General features: G+C 64.8%; 24 protein-coding genes and 1 pseudogene. 16 read left to right on the plus strand and 9 right to left on the minus strand.

Annotated elements, in window-relative coordinates:
- Positions 1–288: pseudogene (locus VFH65_RS07825) on the plus strand (hydrolase); the annotation flags it as partial.
- A 48-nt stretch (positions 289–336) separates the two neighbouring features.
- On the opposite strand, the gene VFH65_RS07830 reads toward VFH65_RS07825, so the two are convergent.
- Genes VFH65_RS07830 through VFH65_RS07860 form a run of 7 tightly spaced genes read right to left on the minus strand, consistent with a single transcriptional unit; the run spans position 337 to position 4,523 of the window.
- The gene (locus VFH65_RS07830; protein WP_353320583.1) at positions 337–1,224 is read right to left on the minus strand and encodes a dioxygenase; all 888 of its coding nucleotides are present in this window, start codon (positions 1,222–1,224) and stop codon (positions 337–339) included.
- 44 nt (positions 1,225–1,268) lie between these two features.
- The gene (locus tag VFH65_RS07835; protein ID WP_353320584.1) at positions 1,269–2,072 is read right to left on the minus strand and encodes a CbtA family protein; all 804 of its coding nucleotides are present in this window, start codon (positions 2,070–2,072) and stop codon (positions 1,269–1,271) included.
- Positions 2,063–2,281: a CbtB domain-containing protein gene (locus VFH65_RS07840; RefSeq protein ID WP_353320585.1), complete on the minus strand. Its 219-nt coding sequence runs from the start codon at positions 2,279–2,281 to the stop codon at positions 2,063–2,065. Before VFH65_RS07840 ends, VFH65_RS07835 begins: the two co-directional genes overlap by 10 nt.
- A 37-nt stretch (positions 2,282–2,318) precedes the next feature.
- Positions 2,319–2,636, minus strand: a complete 318-nt coding sequence (locus tag VFH65_RS07845) for a nitrile hydratase accessory protein (protein ID WP_353320586.1) — start codon at positions 2,634–2,636, stop codon at positions 2,319–2,321.
- The gene (nthA, locus tag VFH65_RS07850; RefSeq protein WP_353320587.1) at positions 2,633–3,253 is read right to left on the minus strand and encodes a nitrile hydratase subunit alpha; all 621 of its coding nucleotides are present in this window, start codon (positions 3,251–3,253) and stop codon (positions 2,633–2,635) included. The genes VFH65_RS07845 and nthA overlap by 4 nt, the downstream gene beginning before the upstream one ends.
- A complete protein-coding gene (gene nthB / locus VFH65_RS07855) occupies positions 3,250–3,990 on the minus strand; it encodes a nitrile hydratase subunit beta (protein ID WP_353320588.1) in 741 nt (246 codons plus the stop codon). The genes nthA and nthB overlap by 4 nt, the downstream gene beginning before the upstream one ends.
- On the minus strand, positions 3,990–4,523 hold the full coding sequence (locus tag VFH65_RS07860; RefSeq protein WP_353320589.1) for a DUF1097 domain-containing protein: 534 nt from the start codon (positions 4,521–4,523) through the stop codon (positions 3,990–3,992). The genes nthB and VFH65_RS07860 overlap by 1 nt, the downstream gene beginning before the upstream one ends.
- Before the next feature lie 479 nt (positions 4,524–5,002).
- Here VFH65_RS07860 and VFH65_RS07865 point away from each other — a divergent pair, with 479 nt between their 5' ends.
- Both VFH65_RS07865 and VFH65_RS07870 read left to right on the plus strand, forming a co-directional pair.
- Positions 5,003–6,046: a GlxA family transcriptional regulator gene (locus VFH65_RS07865; RefSeq protein ID WP_353320590.1), complete on the plus strand. Its 1,044-nt coding sequence runs from the start codon at positions 5,003–5,005 to the stop codon at positions 6,044–6,046.
- A gap of 95 nt (positions 6,047–6,141) precedes the next feature.
- On the plus strand, positions 6,142–6,720 hold the full coding sequence (locus VFH65_RS07870; RefSeq protein WP_353320591.1) for a YdcF family protein: 579 nt from the start codon (positions 6,142–6,144) through the stop codon (positions 6,718–6,720).
- 9 nt (positions 6,721–6,729) lie between these two features.
- Here VFH65_RS07870 and VFH65_RS07875 read toward each other — a convergent pair whose 3' ends face one another.
- A complete protein-coding gene (locus VFH65_RS07875; RefSeq protein WP_353320592.1) occupies positions 6,730–7,167 on the minus strand; it encodes a DUF1942 domain-containing protein in 438 nt (145 codons plus the stop codon).
- Positions 7,168–7,324: 157 nt separating this feature from the next.
- Between VFH65_RS07875 and VFH65_RS07880 the strand changes: the two genes are divergently transcribed.
- The 3 genes from VFH65_RS07880 to VFH65_RS07890 all read left to right on the plus strand — a co-directional run bounded on the left by VFH65_RS07880 (position 7,325) and on the right by VFH65_RS07890 (position 11,507).
- Positions 7,325–9,703 (plus strand): AAA family ATPase, encoded by a 2,379-nt coding sequence (locus tag VFH65_RS07880; protein WP_353320593.1) that lies wholly within the window; start codon positions 7,325–7,327, stop codon positions 9,701–9,703.
- A gap of 349 nt (positions 9,704–10,052) precedes the next feature.
- Positions 10,053–10,427: a hypothetical protein gene (locus VFH65_RS07885; protein ID WP_353320594.1), complete on the plus strand. Its 375-nt coding sequence runs from the start codon at positions 10,053–10,055 to the stop codon at positions 10,425–10,427.
- 72 nt (positions 10,428–10,499) lie between these two features.
- On the plus strand, positions 10,500–11,507 hold the full coding sequence (locus tag VFH65_RS07890) for a TIGR03617 family F420-dependent LLM class oxidoreductase (RefSeq protein ID WP_353320595.1): 1,008 nt from the start codon (positions 10,500–10,502) through the stop codon (positions 11,505–11,507).
- A gap of 11 nt (positions 11,508–11,518) precedes the next feature.
- Here VFH65_RS07890 and VFH65_RS07895 read toward each other — a convergent pair whose 3' ends face one another.
- Positions 11,519–11,917: a type II toxin-antitoxin system VapC family toxin gene (locus tag VFH65_RS07895; protein WP_353320596.1), complete on the minus strand. Its 399-nt coding sequence runs from the start codon at positions 11,915–11,917 to the stop codon at positions 11,519–11,521.
- A 205-nt stretch (positions 11,918–12,122) separates the two neighbouring features.
- Here VFH65_RS07895 and VFH65_RS07900 point away from each other — a divergent pair, with 205 nt between their 5' ends.
- From VFH65_RS07900 to VFH65_RS07945, 10 genes are all read left to right on the plus strand, one after another.
- Positions 12,123–12,638: a hypothetical protein gene (locus VFH65_RS07900; protein ID WP_353320597.1), complete on the plus strand. Its 516-nt coding sequence runs from the start codon at positions 12,123–12,125 to the stop codon at positions 12,636–12,638.
- Entirely contained in the window at positions 12,631–13,251 is a 621-nt protein-coding gene (locus VFH65_RS07905) for an RES family NAD+ phosphorylase (RefSeq protein WP_353320598.1), read from the plus strand. The genes VFH65_RS07900 and VFH65_RS07905 overlap by 8 nt, the downstream gene beginning before the upstream one ends.
- A gap of 32 nt (positions 13,252–13,283) precedes the next feature.
- Positions 13,284–14,012, plus strand: coding sequence for a DUF2293 domain-containing protein (locus VFH65_RS07910; protein ID WP_353320599.1), 729 nt, complete (start codon positions 13,284–13,286; stop codon positions 14,010–14,012).
- Positions 14,013–14,124: 112 nt separating this feature from the next.
- Complete coding sequence (locus VFH65_RS07915) at positions 14,125–14,571, plus strand: MmpS family transport accessory protein (protein WP_353320606.1); 447 nt, start codon at positions 14,125–14,127, stop codon at positions 14,569–14,571.
- Positions 14,568–17,429, plus strand: coding sequence for an RND family transporter (locus VFH65_RS07920; RefSeq protein WP_353320600.1), 2,862 nt, complete (start codon positions 14,568–14,570; stop codon positions 17,427–17,429). Before VFH65_RS07915 ends, VFH65_RS07920 begins: the two co-directional genes overlap by 4 nt.
- 141 nt (positions 17,430–17,570) lie before the next feature.
- On the plus strand, positions 17,571–17,813 hold the full coding sequence (locus VFH65_RS07925) for a hypothetical protein (RefSeq protein ID WP_353320601.1): 243 nt from the start codon (positions 17,571–17,573) through the stop codon (positions 17,811–17,813).
- Between the two features lie 82 nt (positions 17,814–17,895).
- The gene (locus VFH65_RS07930; RefSeq protein WP_353320602.1) at positions 17,896–19,521 is read left to right on the plus strand and encodes a peptide chain release factor 3; all 1,626 of its coding nucleotides are present in this window, start codon (positions 17,896–17,898) and stop codon (positions 19,519–19,521) included.
- Between the two features lie 510 nt (positions 19,522–20,031).
- The gene (locus tag VFH65_RS07935) at positions 20,032–20,268 is read left to right on the plus strand and encodes a hypothetical protein (protein WP_353320603.1); all 237 of its coding nucleotides are present in this window, start codon (positions 20,032–20,034) and stop codon (positions 20,266–20,268) included.
- Positions 20,265–20,966 carry a hypothetical protein gene (locus VFH65_RS07940; protein ID WP_353320604.1) on the plus strand — a complete coding sequence of 234 codons (702 nt, stop codon included), beginning with the start codon at positions 20,265–20,267 and terminating at the stop codon, positions 20,964–20,966. Before VFH65_RS07935 ends, VFH65_RS07940 begins: the two co-directional genes overlap by 4 nt.
- Positions 20,967–20,976: 10 nt before the next feature.
- Positions 20,977–21,300, plus strand: coding sequence for a hypothetical protein (locus VFH65_RS07945; protein WP_353320605.1), 324 nt, complete (start codon positions 20,977–20,979; stop codon positions 21,298–21,300).
- The last annotated feature ends 304 nt before the right edge of the window (positions 21,301–21,604 follow it).

Consider the following 21,604-nt stretch of genomic DNA (forward strand, 5'->3'; position numbering starts at 1 on the left):
CTGGCGGCGAACGGGCTCGGCGGCGAGGCGTATCGGAGTGAGCCGCTCGACGACCAGTGGGAGCTGTACGACCTGACGGCGGACCCGGCGGAGGCAGCCAACAGGTGGACGGATCCGGCACTGCACGAGCTGCGTCAGCACTTGCGGATGCAGTTGAAACAGGCGCGGGCGAGTTCGGTGCCGGAGCGAAATCAGCCGTGGCCGTATGTGTCGCGCAGGCCGCCGGTGGCGTCACCGAGCCTCGTCCGCCGGGTGCTCAAGCGAGTGGGGTTTCGTTCGGCCCGCTGACCGCAGCCGAAGTCGTCGTCGTTAATTGCCCGCCTACTGAGCGACAACTCAGCGCGGCGGGGGGCCGCCGGGTGGCGGGCCGCCATTCGGAGGCGCGCTCGTCGACTTCTCACCGACGCCGATGGTCAACGAGACGGTCATGCCGCTGGTCGGATCGCCAGCGACATTCGCGAGTTCGGCGTCCCAGCCATCACCGAACACGTTGTCGGAGTCCAGCGTCAGCTGCGACATGTTCCGCACGCTGTCGGCGTATCCGCTGTCGTGGGCGAAGACGGTCGTGCATGCCTGCTCGGGCAGAGCGATCTGTGACGTCAGCCGGGCGTTCTCGCCGGCGACGGCGGCTTCGAGCGAATCGAAGACCTCGAAGTGGATATGCGGCCACCGCCCGGGGTAGCAGGCGGGAAAGATCGAGGTGAAGGACAACCGGCCTTGCTGGTCGGCGACCTGCACACCGCGCAGGTAGTTTTGGTCGGCCGCGTCTTGGCTGTAGAGCGAGTAGTTGCCGGCGCGGTCGCAGTGCCAGATGTACACGGCCATGCCGGCGCCCGCGGTGCAGTTCTTCGTGATGTCCTGCAACGTCAGCTCGATCGTGGTCGGAACACCTTCGGCTGCACCGGAATACGAGCCAAAGCTGGATCGGATATCGCTGCGGACGATGCCGGATTCGATCAAGACGTTCGGTCCGTTCGACCCGTCGCCCGGATAGGGGCCCGCGGTCTCGGCCGGTGCGGCGATCGCACAGGCGGCGGCCTCAGCTGTCGTTGTGGTGGCGGTGGACGTCGAACCGGTTGCCTGCTTGGACGTGCCGCCGGCGCACGCCGCCACCAACGCGGAGACACCCGCGGCGCCGGCGAGGTGAAACATCCGGCGCCGCGAAAGCACCTTCAGGTCGTGGGCCAGGCCGAGGTCGTGTTCGTGTTCGTGTCGATCGTGCATGACTCCACGGTGCCCGGCGGACCTATGAACGCGCTATGCGTCTCCTATGAGCTCACCAACTCACGGCTCAGCCGTCGGTCGCTAGCCACAAGGCACCCGAACGTTGTGCCGATGGCCAGCCACATCACCGCCTGGGCCGTCAGCGAATGGAGCCGGAACTCCGCCAGCAACTCAGCCGGGAAGCCGCCGAGCACAATTCCGCCGGGCCCGGCCAGCGGCCCAGGAGCTTCGTGGAAGCTCGGCAGCAGAACCATCGCCCCAAGCACCACGAAGAGGTAGCCACCGACGGCGAGAAAACTGGCCGGCCAGCCGCCCCACCGGCGTGACAACGCGAGTGCCGTTGCCAGCGCCACGCACGCGGCCACAACTGAGATCACCGTGATGGTCACGAACGCGGAGCTACGTGCCGCTGTCGTGTCATCCAGCCCGACTCCGGGCGGATTCGCCGGATACTTCAGGCCCGGCATCAACGCGATGGCCACGAACATGCCGGCGGCGACCAACATGGCCAGACCGGTGGAATCGGGGCGCAGGCCTCGCTGCGCCAGAGCCGCACGCACCACGGTATAGATGATCGCGAACAGGACACCCATGACGATGCTGAACCCGGTAACGCCGACTGCGGCGCCGAAATTCTCTTGAACCGCCCTGCTGAACAGCTCCTGACCATGTTCGTGACCGCCGCCCAGAAGTTGGCTCTCGGCGTGCTCGCGCTCGGCTTCATACTCCACCGCACGGTCGATCAGCGGCGCAATCATCAAGCGGCTGAACACGAAACAGGCGATGCCGGCGACGATGCCGGGAAGCAGGTATCGAGTCGCTGCGGGCAGCTCCGTCCTCAGTGGCATGGGAATCCAAGAAGGTGACGGGCGTCGTGCAAGAACTCGTGGATGTGGGTGTCGGAGCCGAACACGGACACCGCACCTTGATCGAAGCCGATGAAGTAGTAGGCGATCAGCGCCAGCATTGTCACCGCCGCCAGCCAAGCCGGGGTGACGAGGGCCGCTGCACGAACGTTGACGCGGGGCAGGTCGAGGGCGGGGTTGAGGTTGCTCATCTGGAATTACTCACGTTTCGGTAGTGGCCGATTGGGGCTAGTGGTCGTGGTCGTGTGCGACTGCGAGGGCGTGATCACCGGAGTCGGTGAGCAGTGGAGCGGTCAGTAGTTCGTGATGGTCGACGAGCTTCTCGAGCGCGGCCACCCAGTGGTCGTAGTACTCCCACTCACCGCGTTCGGATTCGGGCGTGCTCTCCCAGTCGCCGATCGTCGCGATCAGGCTCTGCTGAAACTCACTCCATTGGTAGTGGCCGAATTCGGACAGCGCGAGCGCCAATCCGAATGCTCTGCGCTGCCATTCGTGATCGAATTGCGGCGCGGCCTGGTCGGTCGTGCAGGTTTCATGCAGCATCATGACGTCGCTCCTGCCAGCGCGACACCGATCATCGACTCCGTGGTCACCAGGTCCATCAACATCTCGTCAGTGAAATCCTCAGTGCCGACCGGTCTTTCGGGAATGACGAACCACCGCGAGTGACCGCTGGAATCCCACACCTTGATCTCGGTGTCCGCGGGCAGATCAACCCCGACTTCGGCGAGCACCTTTCGCGGTTCACGGGCCGCGCGCGATCGGAAGACCGGATCCTTGTACCAGTACGGTGGCAGTCCGAGCACCGGCCACGGGAAGCAGGAGCACAGCGTACAGATCACCACGTTGTGCACGCCGGGAGAATTCGCGACCGCTTGCAGGTGCTCGCCCTCGGCGCCCGCCATGCCCTCCGGCAGGTCGAGTTCGGCGATGGCCGCGGGGGTGTCGACGACGACCTTCGCGGCGAATTCGGGATCGGTCCAAGCCTTTACGACGATCTTCTTGCCGTTGAGCGGGGTCATCTCGGTCTCGAAATAGGAGAGCACCTTGTCGACGGTCAGCGGTGTGATGACGCCCTTCTCGATCAGCAGGGACTCCAGGGCGGCCACCTTGCTGGCACTGGCCTCTTCACGGTCCGGCGGGTAGGCGAATTGTTCGGTCATGACTGCTCCTCGATCGGTTCCAGGTAGGCCTCGAAAAGTTCGGCGTACAACGAGAGCGGCCCGTCCTCGGCGCGTGCGCCCCAGATTTGCGTCGGCTCGAACTCCACGATGTAAATCGGCATCGGGTCACCGATGCCATCGCCGGTGTGGCAGAAGTAGGCGTAGTCACCCTCGAAAACCCGTTCCACTGCGCCGATGCGGCCGCGCAGGTAGCCCGGCAACCGGCTATGCGCATCGGCAGGCACGTTGGTGATACGGACGGTCGAGCCAACCGCGAACCTCGGGTGTGCGACATCGCGCCTGGGGCTGTCACCCAGTCGCAGATAGGCGGTCACCTGATCGTCGATCACGGCCTCGGCTGGTGCGCCTTCCTCTTCCGATGAGAGATCGGCGATCCGTTGGGCGAGTTCGTCTTCGGTGATATAGCCCTTGTCGAGGAAGAACTGGGTGATCCCGCCCAGCCACTTCTCGTAGTAGCGAAACTTGAAGTAGTCGAACGGATTCATCGCCTCGGCGCCGGTGCGCAGGTCGGCCCATGTCCATTCGTCTTTGAACGTCGTCGGCACCTCGTCGATGGGGTAGGCCGGCAGTGCGGACCCGAGGTGGTTGGACAATCCCATCATTGCGACGTGGATGCCGAAGATGCGCTTCTCCCACTCCTCGACGAAAACGCGCTTTTCGAGGGTCAACGGCTCGGGCAGGCCCTCCAGACCGCCAAGGTAGTGCTGCAGTTTCATTAGGCCGGGCTTCCTTCCGTCGACGGGGTCTCCGCGCTTGCTGCGGCGGGTTTTGTCGTCATCGCGGTGGCCGCGTATTCGGAGAGCAATCCGAATGACGCACCGAGGACACAGGCCACCGCTGCGACCAGACCGGGGTGGGAAATGGTCGTCACCGTGATCTCGTTGCCTGTTCCTGCCACCGTCGACACCGTCGAGGCGAATCCGACGACGACGGCGGGTGTGGTGGACAGCAGCGGCACCCACGACGCTTGCACCATCACCGCGCTGCCGACGCCCACGGCGATAGCGGTTACCAGGAGACTGCCGCCCATCAAATAGGCCGCGTAGACGCTGGCTGAGGCAATGACCACGCCGACGAGGTTCGACGCCACAGAGCGAACCCAACCGGCGATGCCGCCACCGACGAAGAAGAACGACGCCCATGCCAAGAACACCACCCAGATGGGCACTGTTATGAGTGTTGCGGTCAAGGCGACCGCCAGCCCGCCAAGGACGCCGATGCTCAGCGTCAGGGCTGTTCGTGAATCCATGGAGCCCACCTCTATGATCGGACGAGTAGAGAGTTGGTCAGTACTGCAACGGTTTTCGCGATGGCTCCGAAACAGTCACCGCCGTGAAGCAAGAGTCGCGCCGCCAGGTTTCGCTGGCGTTACGCCCTGATTTCTCGTGCCGTCAAGACCGGACAGAAACCACGCAGTTCCGGACTTCGACGTGAGGGGTTCGGTTGGCGGCGGTGGACCGTGTCGCACTCAACTAGCCTCCCCGACAATATATTTCAGGAATCTACGTTGCCTCACCAGAGCGACCACTGGGTGCCTACGGTCTCCGATTCTCGGACGCGGACGAGGGGCGGCGGGATGCCACGACGGGTGCGAGCATGGATCGAGCGCTCGGATGCAGTTGCGGAGATGTCCGAAACCACTTACCGCAGTTGTACCGAAGATCGACAATAGTCAGAACCAAATCGAGTCGCGTACTTGATGGGTGTCACGAAAGGCAGCAAGAACACGTGGCAGTAGGAGCCAGCGGAGCGAAGCCACCCAGAACGGTCGTGTTCGCGCTGTACAACAAGGTGACGTTGCAGGACGTGGCTGCGCCCCTCGAGATCTTCGCCCGGGCCAACGACTTCGGTGCACGGTACGAGGTGCTGCTGGCCTCGCCCACCGGTGAGGCGGTCGCGACGACGGCGTTCGTAACCCTCAACGTCGACGTGTCACTCGCCGAGGTACCCGAACGGATCGACACTCTGGTCGTGCCCGGCGGAGTGCCCGCCGACTTCAACTTCACCCCGGGCGAACACGACATCCCCGAGGAGCAGACACCGGATGTCGTCGAACCGGCTTTGACGATGGTGCGCGAACTGGCACCGCGGGCTCGCAGAGTGGCCTCGGTGTGCACCGGCGCGTTCGTGCTCGCAGCACTCGGACTGCTCGACGGCCGTCGTGCGACCACGCATTGGGCACATTGCCAGGAGCTGGCTCGCACCTATCCCAAGGTGGCGGTCGACCCTGACTCGCTGTTCGTACAGGACGGCCGATTCATCACCGGCGCGGGAATCAGCGCCGGCACCGACTTGGCGCTTGCTCTCGTGGAAGCCGACTACGGCCCAGACGTGGCCCGGCGCGTGGCGCGCTGGATGGTCGTTTTCCTCCAACGCCCGGGTGGGCAAGCGCAGTTCAGTGTCTGGACCGAATCGGCACTCCCGGTCACGAGTGGTCTGCGCGAGATCCTGGACTCCGTTGTGTGCGATCCCGGGGCCGACCATTCGATCGCTGCCATGGCAACTCGTGCGGCGGTAAGCGAGCGGCATCTGGTGCGCATGTTCCGGATGCAGGTCGGAATGACGCCGGCCCGGTTCGTCGAGCAAGCACGACTGGAGGCGGCCAAGGTCCTCCTCGCGGCCGGGGATCACAGTCAGGAGGCCGTCGCACGCCGGGCCGGCTTCGGGTCCGCGGACACCATGCGACGCACGTTCCGGCGCAACCTCGCCATCTCTCCCAGCATGTACCGAAGTCGATTCCGCACGACCGGCATCAACAAGGGCTCCAGATAGTTCTCATTGATCGCATGCGTAACGCCATCGGCGAATGGCACGATAACCCCGGCAGCAACATCAACATCATTCGTCCCAGTAGTTGTGGAGGCTGTGTGCGACGCCGTTGGAAGGCTGCAGTCGGAGCGGTCGTCGTCAGCGTGGCCGCGACGCTCGGCGGACTCTCACCCGCGGTGTCGCAGGCCGAGCCTCCGGCTGCGGCGAAGGACTTCTCCAAACCGGCGATCGTCATTCTGGGGTACGGCCTCAATAACGACGGCAGCCCGCGCTGGATTCTGCATACCCGGGTGCTGGCAGGCCTGGCCGTCGCTCAGTTCTTCCCGCAATCGCCGATCATCGTGACCGGCGGCAACCCGAAGAACGGCAACACCGAAGCCGGCGAGATGCGCAAGATGCTGCTGCTGATGGGCTTTCCCGACAACCGGATCGTCGTCGAGGACAAGGCAAACAGCACCGTGCAGAATGCACGCTTCTCCGTGCCGCTGGCGAAGAAGGCCAAGACGTCGGGGATCATCGTGGTGACGTCCTCGACGCATCAAGGGCGCGCGGATACCAACTTCGTCGACGCCGGCGGCAATGTTCTTGCGACCGTGAGCTTTCCCGACGGAGACCCGGGTACGAACGTCACGCAGTTCGTGCGAGACGTGATGAGCCCGTTCATCAACGTCGGCTAGTTCCTGCCGCTAGGGGCGTGTTCCCTCCTGGGGTTCACCGGGGATCCAAGCGAGAATGTCGCGAACGCCGTCGTTGTAGACGACGCTGTTGGGCACGGGGCCCACGACATCGAAGTAGAGCTTGCCGGGCGCGGTGCCGCCGATGACGCGGTAGTTGGCCCCGTTTTCGGCGCGGGCGTTGAACATCGAAACCATGGGGATGGCCCCGCCCGAGTCGACGTTCACGATTGCTTCGTACAACTGTCCGCTGCGGGGGACGGGGTCGGAGCTCGGATTCAGCCCCATCACCGTGTACGTGATCATCGGAGCACCGGTCGCGGGATCGAGCAGCGTCTCCTGCTGACCGAATGGCTTGATGTTGTCAGCCGCCGATGCCGGCGCGACGGCACCGACGCTCAACGCGATCGCCGCGGCCGCTATCGCTCCCGCAAATTTCTGGATGATCACAGTGACTCCCCTCGTTCGGCCTGGTGTTACACCGAAATCGGTACCCGCTGAACCGGCGTTGAAAACGCAAACCGCAAACCCGTCGCACTTGCCGCAGGGGACGGAGCATCCATCGACGGTGCGCCTCGAGGTCCCCGGGCGCGGCTACGTTTGTCCGGTGGGATCTGCACAGGGCGCTCCCGCCCCACGGGAGATCATCCTCACCGAGGAGTTCCAGCACGCGCTGGCGTTGCTGGCCGAGGGCGAGCACCTGTTCCTGACGGGCAAGGCGGGGACCGGCAAGTCGACGCTGATCCGCCGCTTCATGGCCGAGACCGGCCGCAATGTCGTGGTGGTCGCGCCGACCGGCATCGCGGCGCTCAACGTCGACGGGTACACGATTCACCGGCTGTTCGGGTTCCGCACGACGACGACGCTGCACGACGTACGCAACGGCGGCTACCGGCCGGGCCGGTTCACGAAGACGCTGGCATCGCTGGACACCTTGATCATCGATGAGGCGTCGATGGTGCGGGCCGACGTGTTCGACATGCTGGCCGCGGCGCTGGAGCGGTTCGGGCCCTCTCCTGGCGAGCCGTTCGGTGGTGTCCAGATCGTGCTTGTCGGCGATCTGTACCAGCTGCCCCCGGTGGTCTCCGAAGGCGAGGCCGGCTACTTCTCGACGACGTATGAGACGCCGTACTTCTTCTCCGCGAGCAGTTTCCGGCGTGACGACTTCCCCACCGTCGCATTGACGACGGTGTTCCGGCAGCTCGGCGACGACCGAATGACCGCTATTCTCAACGAAATTCGCGAGGGAGTGCTACTAGGCCACGCTCGCGAGCAGCTCAACGCGCGCACGGATCCCGAATTCGTGCCGCCTGACGACGAGTTCTGGCTGACGCTGGCGCCGACGAACCGGCTGGTGACCGCGCGCAATCGTCAGCACCTGGAGCGGCTACCTGGCGACGAGTTGATTCACCACGCGCGGGTATCGGGTGACCTGTCGTTGTTCGATCCACCGGTCGAGGAGACGCTGCGGTTCAAGGTCGGCGCGCAGGTGATGATGCTGAACAACGATCAGGGCAGCCGCTGGGTCAACGGCACCATCGGCCGGGTGATCGGCGTCGACTACGACCGCTATGGGGCCGTAGTCGAGGTCGAGTTTCCCGATGGCTCGTGTGCGGAGGTGACGCCCTATACGTGGGAGGCGACGCGGCCGGTGGTGGCGGGCGGTTCGCTGAGCCGGGAGGTCATTGGCTCGTACACACAGCTGCCGTTCAAGCTGGCGTGGGCAATCACCATCCACAAGAGCCAGGGGCAGACGCTGGACCGGCTGATCGTGGACCTCACGGGCGGAATGTTCTCGACCGGTCAGCTCTACGTGGCGCTGAGCCGGTGCACGTCGATGCGCGGTCTGGTGCTGAAACGGCCTGTGCTGCCGAAGGATCTGAAGGTTGACCGCCGGATCGCGCGGTTCCTACGCGGCGCGGTGCGCGATGATCGGGTGCGACGGTATTGCGCCGTTGGAATCCTGACGGTCGGCGAGGAAGGGCGGATGTCGCGGCCGCGGCCGGTGGAGTTGGCGGTGGCCTTCGACGACGGGACGGCGGTGTCGACGGTGGTCAATCCGCAGCGCGATTTGGCGGATGCCCGTACCGCGTACGGGATCACGGTGTCCGACGTGCTGTTGGCGCCGACGCTGCGGGAGGCGTGGGCGGTGATCGCGCCGATGCTGGCGGGGTACACACCGGTCGGGTTCGGGATCGACGAGACGCTGGGGCTGATCGACTTCGAGCTGAAGCGACTGGGCTTTGTGACAGCAATGCCGCTGGGGCTAAATGTTTCTGGGCGTTCTACTGCTCCGTCGGCGGCGGCTCGGGCGCGGGCGGCGTTGGAGGCGCATGCCCGTTCTGGGGTCGACGATGGCGGAGCGTCACCGTTCGAGGAACCGGAATCGGAGGATTCGGTGTCGGGTTTGCTGGTCAGCCGCGATGGTGATGTACCGACGCCGACGGCGGATCATCTGCCGGGTCTGTCGGCGCTACTGCGGGTGAGCCGCGATGTCAGTGCGATTGTGTTGCAAGGGACGTCGGCTTCGGAAGTACGTGCTTCCGAGTCGCCCTGGATCGCGGCGGCGCGGCAGTCGGTGGCCGATCAGTTATGTGCGGCGGCGTCGCGGGCAACGCTGACCGATGTGGCGGTGAAGCGGCTGCAGGAGGCCGAGGCGTTTCTTGGCGTCGAGATACTCTCTGGCGCTTGCGTATTGGAACGTCATGATGTCGATGCGGCGCTGGTTCCCGGCGCACGAATCTGCTTCACGGGGACGGCGCAAGATGCGGCCGGGCGGATCGTCGAGCGGGACGAGATGGAGCGACTGGCGCAGAAAGCCGGTCTGGTGCCGGTCAAGTCGGTGACCAAGACACGGTGCGAGGTGTTGGTGACGGCGGAGGCGGGGACTCAGTCCGGGAAGGCGCGCAAGGCGCAGGAGTACGGGAAGCCGGTGTTCTCGGCGGACGAGTTCTTCGCATGGCTCGCGGCGATCTCGAGGGCGTAGTAAGCGGGGGCCGGTGGCGTCGCGTCACGTCTGCAACACCAGTCACGGCTGGCGGTTCGATATGCGAAGTGCCCGGCTCAGAGCGACTTTTCAGCGACAAACCGCCGCACGATGATTGTGCGGCGTGGGCCGGCACCGCTTTGCGCAATGGACGCGGGAAGTCCGGTCGCTAAGCGAGCTGACCGACAGGTTGACGGGAGACACCGAGCAGCAATGCGGATGCGGTCTCGGCCCTCGCGTTGATTGAGCCCAGTGTCGTCGGGGTCCGCACAATCTGGCGATAGCAGCAGGTCGGTGGCGTAGTACTGCCGCGGGTCTCAACACCTAACAGCCGGTAAGCTCCGAATTTATGGCGGAGCCCGACAACCTCGAGGCGCGCGTGGCGGCGCTTGAATCACGGGTTCGCGAACTCGCCGACCAGGTGGCAGCCAGCCGGCAGCGGGTACAGGCGAGCGAGCGGGATGCGGCCGCCGCCCGGGTGCTGGCCGGCGGTGCCGACCGCGACGTCACCGAGTTTCGACGCGAGATGCGCGACTTCCGCCAGGCGACGGTGTCCAGCTTCAACGCCTTGCATAAGGATCTAGTTGACTTGCGGACTCACGTCAATAACGGCTTCACCACTGTAGATCGATCATCCACCGAGATACGCGGAAGGCTCGATGCTGCCGCCGCCGGCCAACAAGAGATCCTCCGTCTCCTGCACACCGTGATCGGTCGCCAGTAACGCGACGAGCAGCTCGCCATCTGTTTTGGCACCAGCGCCACGGCAGGCAGGTACCCGACGTACTGTTCCCCCGTGCAGGTCGACGTGATGACGACTCCGCAGCCGTTGGGCCAGGTCGGCGAGCTCTCCCGGCGGACGCACGCCGCAGGCTTCGACGGTCTCCTGTTCACGGAGACGGGCCGGACCGCGTACCTCAACGCCGCCGTGGCATCGCAGGCCGCGCCGGGCCTCGAACTGTTGACCGGCGTCGCGGTGGCGTTTCCGCGGAGCCCGTTCGTCACGGCGGCGACGGCGTGGGAACTGCAAGAGGCGACCGGCGGGAAGTTTCGTCTCGGCCTGGGCACGCAGGTGCGCACGCATGTGGTGCGGCGCTACGGCATGGCGTTCGAGCGTCCAGGTCCGCGGCTGCGCGACTACGTGCTCGCGGTGAAGGCGTGTTTCGCGGCGTTCCGGACTGGAACGCTCGATCATCACGGCGAGTTCTACGACCTCGACTTCATCACTCCGCAGTGGAGTGCGGGACCGATTGATGCGCCGGATCCGAAAGTCGATGTGGCGGCGGTGAATCCATGGATGCTGCGGATGGCAGGCGAGGTGGCCGATGGTGTGCATGTGCATCCGCTCGGCGAGCCGGGGTATCTTGCGCGGCACGTAATGCCGAATGTTGCTGAGGGAGCGAAGAAGTCGGGACGGTCGGTGTCGGATATCGCGGTGATCGTGCCGGTGATGACGATCGTCGGCGACAGCGACGAAGAACGGCATAGCGAGCGGGAGCTGGTGCGGGCGAGCATGAGCTTCTACGGAAGCACGCCGAACTACGCGTTCATTTGGGACGAGGCCGGGTTCGAAGGGACGACCGCACGGATCCGGGAAAAGCAGAAGGCCGGCGACTTCAAGGGGATGGCGGCGCAGATCACGGACGACCACATCGAGACGTTCGCGACGGAGTCGACGTGGGACGGATTGGCCGACGCGCTGATCGGCAAATACGGCAACGCCGCAACCCGCATCGTGCTCTACAACGCCCTTGCCGATCCTGAACGATATGGTGAAGTCGCGCAACGGATATCGAAGGCTTGAACGTGGAGCACCTACCGATCGAGGGCTGCCGCGATACCCGTATGCCCGAAACCGTCGCCTTTCCATAACAACGGCTCGCGGGTGTCGAGCGCCAGTGCGTAGGCAAGACAATCGCCGAAGTTCAAACCGGCACGGTGACCGCTTCCCTTCCCGAAGTCTGCGTAGGCCTGGCCGGCCAGCCGCGCCTGCTGCTCGGTCACCGGCTCGATCACGAACTCCGCTTCCGCAAGGAGCTCGTCGATACTTCTGCTCACGACTGGATCTCGCAGGTTGTCCAGAACTATCCCGCACTCGAGATAGCTGGCAGCCGACAGTCGTCGCACGCTGGCTTCGGCGATCGCGTGGGCGTAGATCGCCGCGTCGTCTTCCGCAACGAGAATCGCGATGACTGCCGACGTATCGACGATCACGATGGCAGGCCCCGGTCGTCGTAGAGCTGGGCACCGTTCTCCCCCATCTCCGATGACGCGGTCTCGGCTCGCGCGTCGTTGGGGCGAGTGTCGGTCGGGCGTCCGACAAGTCGAGGAATGGATTGCGCGGCGGGGCTATCGGCTGTGGATAACTTCGGGCCTGTTTCGATTGTTTCAATTACCGGGCCGGGCGTAAGCTTCAAGCATGACCGCCGCCGTCGCCCCGCTCGCTCAACAGGTGGCAGTGCGCGCGCAGAAGGACACGCGATTCGCGAAGGTCCTCGATGCGTTGCTCACCGCCCCGACCACTCCACAGGGAACCCTGGAGCGGACCGCAGCGCGCAAGCTCAGCGATCAGCGCCGCGCCGCGCTCGTCGACGACTTCATCGAAGGTTCGATACGGACGCCACAGGTGCAGGCGCTCCTCAAGATGCGCACACCTCAAGCGGTTCATCGGCTTCGTAGCCGCGGCAAGCTGATTGGCAGTGCCGTCGGTAACCAAACCTGGTTTCCTGCTTGGCAATTCGATGCCGGTCGGCTGCGCCCAGACCTACCGCGGATACTCGAGCTGCTCGCACGCTTCACCTCCGATCCCCTGGCCGCCGACCGGATCATGCGCCTCAAACACGATGAGCTCGGCCGTACCTCGATCGCGGAGGCGCTGCGCAAACCCAAGACCACCGAACTCGCGTGGCGGATGCTGACCTCCCTCGGTGCCTGAGCTTCCCGCCGGCTACCTTGCCCCGTTCGGCGAGGACAAGCCCGTCGGCCTACGCCGTCGCTCGATCCCGGCCGGCAGCCAGATCTGGCGCGTCGATGCGACCCCGCCCACCGCGTGGGACTGGGCCGGCTTTCCCGAACCCCGCTACCGCTTCGATCCGCAATCGGGCGCCTCCCGCACCCGCTACGCCGGAGCCACACTCGTCGGCGCCTTCCGCGAGCGTTACCGGCCGACGGGCCTCGTCATTCCCGGCGACCACCGGACTCACCACCTTGTCCGGCTCGTCGCCGCCCGCAACCTGCGCGTGCTCGACCTGCGCACCGAGAAGAACCTCGACGTCCTCCGGGTCGACGACCAAATCAGCACCGGGCAGCATCCCGACGTCTGGGCCACCTGCCAGAGACTGGCCGACGCGGTCCGACGCTGGTGGCCGGATATCGATGCGATCGTCTATCGGTCACGCACCACCCCCGAGTCGTCGCTTAACTACGCGTTCTTCGGCGATGACGGATTCGATGTCGAGTCGTCGCCCCTGGGTGAGCGGATCGACGTGCTGACCGACCTCGTCCTGCATCAGAGCTTCACCGTCAACTGGGATATCGACGTCGACTAGTTGTCACACCGCAGAAGTACGGTCGAGTTGTTATGGCACGCCTTGAAAAGACGAGTGGCCCCGACGTTTCCGACGTCGAGCGCCCACGCCTTCCCCGCGGGGCCCGCGTGATGTCCGCCCCCAACGCGTCGACGTGCGCATCCTGCGGCGACACCGGCGACTTCCTTCTCAAGGCGAAGGTAGGTGGGATATGTCTGGATTGCGCCGACCTCAGCTACCTCGAGTTTCTGCCGTCCGGCGACGCCGCACTGACCCGGCGTGCGACGAAAGCCAGCCGACTGTTCGCCGTCGTGGTGCGATGGAACATGCAACGCAATCGCTATGAGCGCCAAGGCATTTTGGCGCAGGCCGCCGCGATCGAACAGGCCGCGCGAGAATGCCTCTCCGACGCCGACCTGCGCACTCGCCGCCGAGAACGCGAGCAGAGTCGTCGGGCCGATGAGGGCGTGCGCTTCCGCGGTGAGTTCGCCGACGCGATCCGTGAGCAGTTCCCCGGTTGCCCCGTCGACCGCGCCGACGCGATCGCGTTGCACGCCGCGGCACGCAGCAGCGGCCGTGTCGGACGAAGCGCCGCCGGCCGGTCGTTGGACCCCGACGCCGTTCGCCTCGCCGTCGTCGCCTCCGTCCGTCATGTCGACACCGACTACGACACCCTGCTCATGTCGGGTGTCGACCGCGAGTCGGCCCGAGCACAAGTGCGCCAGAGCGTCGAGGACGTGGTCAACGCGTGGCGCGACGGTGTTGCGATGCTCGACGGATAGCCGGGGTACGGGTTGTCGTGCGCAGACTCCTATCGTATTGTCAACCTAGTTGATATCTGCGGACGAGGTGTGTACCGTCCGCAAAGTGTCACCGCTCGTCGAAAGGCCACGGATGCAGCGGTTTTCAATCGGAAGCCGATTGTTGCGACAGTGGATGCTTCTGGTGGCTGTGCTCGTCCTCGCGGTGGCGGGGTTCGCGGTGTACCGGCTGAACGGCATGTTCGGATCGCACGACGTCACGTCCACCCCCAACAACGCCGCCAATGACATCGTCCCGTTCAACCCGAAGCACGTCGTCATGGAGGTGTTCGGCCCCCCGGGCACCGTCGCGACCATTACCTATGTGGACGTGAACGCCCAACCGCAGCGGGTTGACGGCGCGACGCTGCCGTGGACCTACGACACGACCACCACTCAGCCGACCGTCTTTGTCAACATCTCCGCCCAGGGCGACAGTGACTCGATCGGCTGCCGGATCAAAATCGACGACGTCGTCAAGGACGAAAGAACGGTCAACACGTTGAACGCCTACACCTACTGCTTGGACAAGTCCGGATGAGCACCCACCTCGCGGAACGCCTGACGACGACGGACCGGGTCGCCAAATGGATTCGCCGGCTCTGCGTGCCGATCGTGTTGTTCTGGGTGGCCGTTGCGGCGTTGTCGAACGTGCTGGTGCCGCAGCTCGAGGCGGTCGGTGAAGAACACAACGTCGCGCTGAGCTCCCCCGATTCGCCTTCGCTGCAGGCGTTTCAGCGCATCGGCAAGGTGTTCAACGAGTTCGACTCCGACAGTGCCGCGATGGTGGTGCTCGAGGGCGACCAGCCCCTCGGCGCGGACGCGCATGCCTACTACGACGAGTTGGTCAAGCGGTTCAACGAGGACACCAAACACGTCCAGCACGTGCAGGACTTCTGGGGCGATCCGCTCACCGCCGCGGGCTCGCAGAGCCCGGACGGGAAGGCCGCGTACGTCCAGGTGTTCCTGGCAGGCAACCAGGGCGAGGAGTTGTCGCTGGAGTCGGTCGACGCGTTGCGCGACATCATCGCCAAGACGCCGGCGCCACCGGGCATCCACGCATACGTCGCCGGCTCGGCAGCCCAGATCGCCGATCAGTTCGAGGTGGGCAACGAGGGCACGGTGTTGGTCACGCTGTTGACCGTCGGGGTGATCGCGGTGATGTTGCTCCTGGTCTACCGCTCGCCGGTCACCATGGTCCTGGCGCTCATCACGGTGCTCATCGAGATGGCAGCCGCGCGCGGCATCGTGTCGTTCCTGGCGGACGCCGGGCTCATCGGCCTGTCGACGTATTCGACGAACATCCTCACGCTGTTGGTCATCGCCGCCGGCACCGACTACATGATCTTCGTGCTCGGCCGCTATCACGAGAGACGCAACGAGGGCGACGACCGCGAGACCGCCTTCTACGACATGTATCGCGGGACGTCGCACGTGATTCTGGGTTCCGGGCTGACCATCGCCGGAGCCGTGGCCTGCCTCTACTTCACCCGCCTGCCGTACTTCCAGAGCCTCGGGATTCCGTCCGCGATCGGTGTGTTGGTCGCGCTGGCCGCCTCGTTGACGCTGGCGCCGGCCGTGCTGGTGATCGGCAGCCGCTTCGGACTGCTGGAGCCCAAGCGCAAGACGGCCAAGCGGGGCTGGCGGCGGATCGGGACGGCGATCGTTCGGTGGCCGGGGCCGATCTTGATCGCCACACTGGCGCTCGCCTTCGTCGGGCTGGCCGCGCTGTCCGGTTACAACACGAGTTACGACGTCAGCCGGTACATGCCGGCCAGCGCCCCGTCCAATGTGGGATACGCCGCCGCCGAGCGTCACTTCTCGAAGGCACGGCTGAATCCCGAACTGTTGATGATCGAAACCGACCACGATCTACGGAATCCCACCGACATGATCCTGTTGGAGCGGGTGGCCAAGGCTGTCTTCCACACCGACGGCATCGCGCAGGTGCAATCGATAACGCGGCCGCTGGGCACGCCACTGGACAACACGTCGATCCCGTTCCAGATCAGTGCGAACAGTGCGGCGCAGATCAACAACCTGCCCTACCAGCAGGGCCGCGCCGCCGACATGCTCAAGCAAGTGGGCGTCATCAACGACTCGATCAACATCCTGCGGCAGCAGTATGCGTTGCAGCAGCAGTCCAGCGCGGTGACGCACGAACAGACCGTGGCATTCCAGCAGACTGTCGCCGTGGCGCAGGAGTTGCGCGACAAAATCGCCAACTTCGACGACTTCTTCCGGCCGCTGCGCAACTATTTCTATTGGGAGCCACACTGTTTCAACATCCCGGTCTGCTGGGCGCTGCGATCTCTCTTTGACGCGCTCGACGGCATCAACCAGTTGACCGACCAGTTGGCCAACGTCTCGGGGAGCATCGCCAAACTCGATGAGCTGCAGCCGAAACTGCTTGCACTGATCCCGCCACAGATCGCGAGTCAGGAGACCAACCGCGATCTGACGATGACGAACCACGCCACCACGGCGGGAATCTACGATCAGACCGCGTCGGCGCTGGAGAACGCTACCGCGCTGGGCCAGGCGTACAACGCGTCGAAGACCGACGACTCGTTCTACCTACCGCCGGAGGCGTTCACCAACCCGGAGTTCCAGCGCGGGTTGAAGCTGTTCCTGTCGCCGGACGGCAAGGCCGCGCGGATGATCATCACGCATGACGTGGATCCGGCTACGCCCGAGGGCATTTCGCATATCGATGCGATCAGGCACTCGGCGCAGGAGGCGGTCAAGGGCACGCCGTTGGCGGGGTCGAAGATCTACATCGGCGGTACGGCGGCCACCTACAAGGACATCGCGGACATGGCGCACTACGACCTGATCATCGCCGGGATCGCGGCGCTGAGCCTGATCCTGCTGATCATGATGTTCATCACGCGGAGTCTGGTCGCGGCGCTGGTCATTGTGGGCACGGTGGCGTTGTCGTTGGGTGCGTCGTTCGGGCTGTCGGTGTTGGTGTGGCAGCACCTGCTGGGCATCGACTTGTATTGGGTGATATTGCCTTTGGCGGTGATCCTGCTGTTGGCGGTGGGGTCGGATTACAACCTGCTGTTGGTGTCCCGGTTCAAGGAGGAGATCCACGCCGGGATCAACACGGGCATCATCCGGTCGATGGCAGGTAGCGGCTCGGTGGTGACGGCGGCGGGCTTGGTCTTCGCGTTCACCATGGCGTCGTTCATCTTCAGCGACCTGACGGTGCTCGGCCAGATCGGAACGACGATCGCGCTGGGTCTGCTGTTCGACACGCTGATCGTGCGGTCGTTCATGACGCCGTCGATCGCCGCGTTGCTTGGACGTTGGTTCTGGTGGCCGGTGCAGGTGCGCCAGCGGCCGGTGCCGCAGAAGTTCGGTGACGAGAACACGCGACAGCTGGCGCTGTTCTAGCCCGAGCTCTGCGCCGGCCCCCACCGAACCGGAATTGCGTAGCCCTGTGAGGGAATGTAGTTTCGCTGCGACCTACTCGGCAAGCTCGAACGATTCGGCGGATCGGATAGGCAGCAGTCAGCTTTGAAAAGGAGTTTGCCTATGCCGCATCCATTGGGCGGCGCCACGGCGGCCGCGCTGGCGGTGGTCATCGTGCTGGGCGCTGTGTTCGCAGCGGCCGCGTGGGTGTACACCGATGCGAGGATGCATGCTCGCCGCGGCAATCCGATTGTCTTTTCGGCTGGCACGCTTCACGTTCGTACGCCCGCAGGATGGTTCTTTGCCTGTTTGCTGCTAGCAGAGCTGTTTCTTCCGGTCTACGTCGACAGCCGTGGAATGGCCTGAGACTCACACGTCCGTGTTTGACGCGTTGTAGCGACCCACGATTACTGGTTTGCACTAGCGGGCCAATACCATTGCTGGCGCTATGACCGACAATGCCCTGGCTACTGCGCCGACCGCCGACACCTCGCCACCTGGCCGTATCGCCGCTGAGGCGGACCGCCGCAGAACCTTCGCCGTGATCAGCCATCCCGACGCCGGCAAGTCCACGTTGACCGAGGCTCTGGCGCTGCACGCCCGGGTCATCACCGAGGCCGGCGCGGTCCACGGCAAGGCGGGCCGTCGCGCGACGGTGTCTGACTGGATGGATATGGAGAAGGCCAGGGGCATCTCGATCACCTCGACGGTGCTGCAGTTCCCGTACCGCACAGCCGTCATCAACCTGCTCGATACCCCGGGCCACGCCGACTTCTCCGAAGACACCTACCGGGTGCTGACGGCCGTCGACTCCGCGGTGATGCTCATCGACGCCGCGAAAGGCCTCGAGCCGCAGACACTGAAGCTGTTCCAGGTATGCAAGCATCGCCGGATTCCGATCATCACGGTGATCAACAAGTGGGACCGGCCGGGCCGCCACGCCCTGGAACTGATGGACGAGATCCATGCACGGATCGGGTTGCGCCCCACTCCCCTGACGTGGCCGGTCGGCATTGCCGGGGACTTCAAGGGTGTGCTCGACCGCAGGACCGGACACTTCATCCAGTTCACCCGCACGGCGGGCGGCGCGACTGCGGCCCCCGAAACGCACATCGCGGCGGGTGACGCGCATGGAGTAGCGGGCGACGATTGGGATCACGCCGTCGAGGAGTCTGAACTGCTGTCGGCGGACGGCTCCGACTACGACCGCTCGCAGTTCCTCGGCGGAGCGGCCACACCGGTGCTGTTCACCTCGGCGGCGTTGAACTTCGGCGTGAATCAGCTTCTCGATGTGCTCGTCGAACTCGCGCCGGCGCCCGACGGGGCACTTGACGTCGACGGGGCCCGGCGTGGTGTCGAATCACCGTTCAGTGCATTCGTTTTCAAGGTGCAGGCCGGGATGGACTCCGCGCATCGCGATCGCATCGCCTACGCGCGGGTGTACTCGGGCACATTCGAACGCGGGGATGTCCTCACCCATGCGGCCACCGGCAAGCCATTCGTCACCAAGTACGCGCAATCGGTGTTCGGCCAGCAACGCACCACGCTGGAAACCGCGTGGCCGGGGGATGTGATCGGGCTGGCCAACGCCGCCGCACTGCGCCCGGGTGACACCTTGTATCGCGATGTGCCGGTGCAGTTTCCGCCGATACCGAGCTTCTCTCCCGAGCATTTCGCGGTGGCTCGCGGGGCAGATCCGAGTAAGCACAAGCAGTTTCGCCGTGGGATCGAGCAGCTGGAGCAGGAGGGTGTTGTTCAGGTGTTGCGCTCGAACCGTCGCGGCGACCAAGCGCCGGTGCTCGCCGCGGTAGGCCCGATGCAGTTCGAGGTGGCGGTGCACCGGATGGCCACCGAGCTCAGCGCCCCGATCTCGCTGGAGTCGCTGCCGTATCAGGTGGCGCGGACCGTGGATCCCGAGGACGCGGAGTTCATGGACAGGCAGGTGTCAGCGGAAGTCCTGACCCGCACCGACGGAGTCATGCTCGTACTGTTCTCCACGCCGTGGCGGTTGGAGGGCTTCCAGCGGGACAACCCCGGCGTGAAGCTGGGGTCGTTGGTGGCGGCGGAGGGGTAAGAGCGGAGGCGGCGAATCTCGATACCGTCTCCGTCGGTGACGGCGGCTTGCGTGGTCTGACCAAGCATTTCGTCGTGCCAACCTTCGAGCGACATTGTCGCTAAATACGTTGTAAACCTTTGCTTTTAACGACAGTGTCGCTGTGACGTGGGCACCTTCAACGGTGAACTGGCGCATGCCGGGTGGACGCTGCGGGCATACCAGCACGAGGTTACTGACAAATCAGCAATTAACCCTTAGTGCGCACATCTCCGCGTCCGAGCGTGTGGTGCATTTGCACTGATTGGTGACGGAAGGGCGCCGCTGACGTGGTTACCATTCTTGGGTCCGGGAACGAAAGTTGAACGTTTTGGTGGGCAACGCCACGCTGCAGGGTAAACCCAGGAGCGAGTTCGCGATCGGTGACCCGGACCCGTTCCGTCCAGGGCACACTATCCAGGGCCAGCCCAAGAATCCGTCGAATCCAATGTTGTGGTCGACCATGTCGTTCCGGTCGTGAAGGTGGTCCAGATGCCGGGTTTCCTTAGGCTTTCCGCCGAGCAGATGTACATGGTGGCCAACGCGCCGCTGAACCTGCAGTGGATGTCAGCTCTCGCGAACTCGGCGAAGGGTTCGAGGGATGTGGCCGCGATGACGAATGTCGATCCACGCTGGCAGGAGGAGCAGGCGACGTTGCAGCAGCAGACCGAGCAGAAACTGCAGGACATCATCAACCGGCTGATCGCGGCCATCCCGCCGGGCCGATGAGCGTCGAGCTAGCCGAGATCGTGCGGATCCTGGACCGCGAGGAGTACGCCGAGCCGCTGACGTTGGCGCCGCCGGGGTCTGTTCCGGCCGAGCCGCTGCCCGAGCATTGGCGGCCGATCCTTGAGTCCGATGACGCCGAGACCCGCCGGCTGACGGCGCTGTCGTTGTGGAACCGGGAGTTTTTGGACCTGGTGCCACAATTCGCGCACGAGCTGCGCACCGGGTTGGCCGACGTGCGGGTCGGACATCAAAACGGCGAGGCGGTGCTGGTGTACGCGTTCGAGCACTTCGACTACGGCGAGCGTGTCGTGACGTGCTGGATCGGCTGGGACCCGGCCACTTTCGGAGACGCCGAGCCGCCGATTTACGCGTGCGTCCCCGAGCCGTTGCGGGTGTTCTACCGGCAGGTGCACGCCGGGTTCACCGCGTCGAACTGGGAATTCGGTCCCATCCGGCCGAAGTATCTGCGCACCCTCTCCGGGTTCTTGCACGCTACGGAGGACGATTCGGACCTTTGGGAGGGGCAAGACATCCCGTGGACGCGCCTGCTGGTGGTGGCCATCACCGGGACCGTGTACTACTGCGTGTCCCCGGACCTTCCCCCCGGTGCGGCCGTCCAAGTGGCCGACGGCCAGCCAGACGATCCCGAAGACTTCGGCTGGCTGCTCGACAAAGCGATGATGTATTACTTCGAGTGAGGTTGACGACGTGTCCTCCGTTCCTCACAACCACCGTCCCGCGGGCGGCTGGCAGCCCCCGCCTGCTGGGCAGGGCGGCGGGAAGTGCGTCGGTGACCCGGCGCCGCACGAGAACCTCCTCCAAAGTCGGCTGATTCGCATCAGCGATCAGACGGCTCTGAAGGTATTCCTGCAGGGATTGATGTACGCGCGCAGCGGATTCCCGTTACGCGCGATGGGTGTCCTCCGGGATGTCCTTGATCTGCACGCTGGGCATGGCGCCATTTGGGCGCTGATGGCGCCACTTTGCAAGTACTTGGGGCGCGATGGGCGGCGGCATATGCCGGAGCGGTGACTCGCTAGACCGCATCGTCGAGACTTAGCGCGGATGCTCAGATCGTTGATGTCGACCGTGGCCCACGGTTCAATGTCGGTGCGACGCAGGTCAATAGGGTGATGCCGCTGTTCCGGCGCACACCGATGTCACCCCCAACTCCGCCTGAAATACTGCACAGGCCAGTGCGGATCGTGCATATGTGTCGTCGGGTCGCGGGATGGCCGGCGGCACGGGTTGCGCCGGTGACCACCTAGTTATTGGTCGGTGCTGTTTTCGGTTCGAATGGTGTGTACCACCACCAGTCGGCGCGCTCGCCGGTGGG

The sequence above is a fragment of the Mycobacterium sp. genome, assembly GCF_035697385.1.
In the GTDB taxonomy this organism is placed as follows: Bacteria; Actinomycetota; Actinomycetes; order Mycobacteriales; family Mycobacteriaceae; genus Mycobacterium.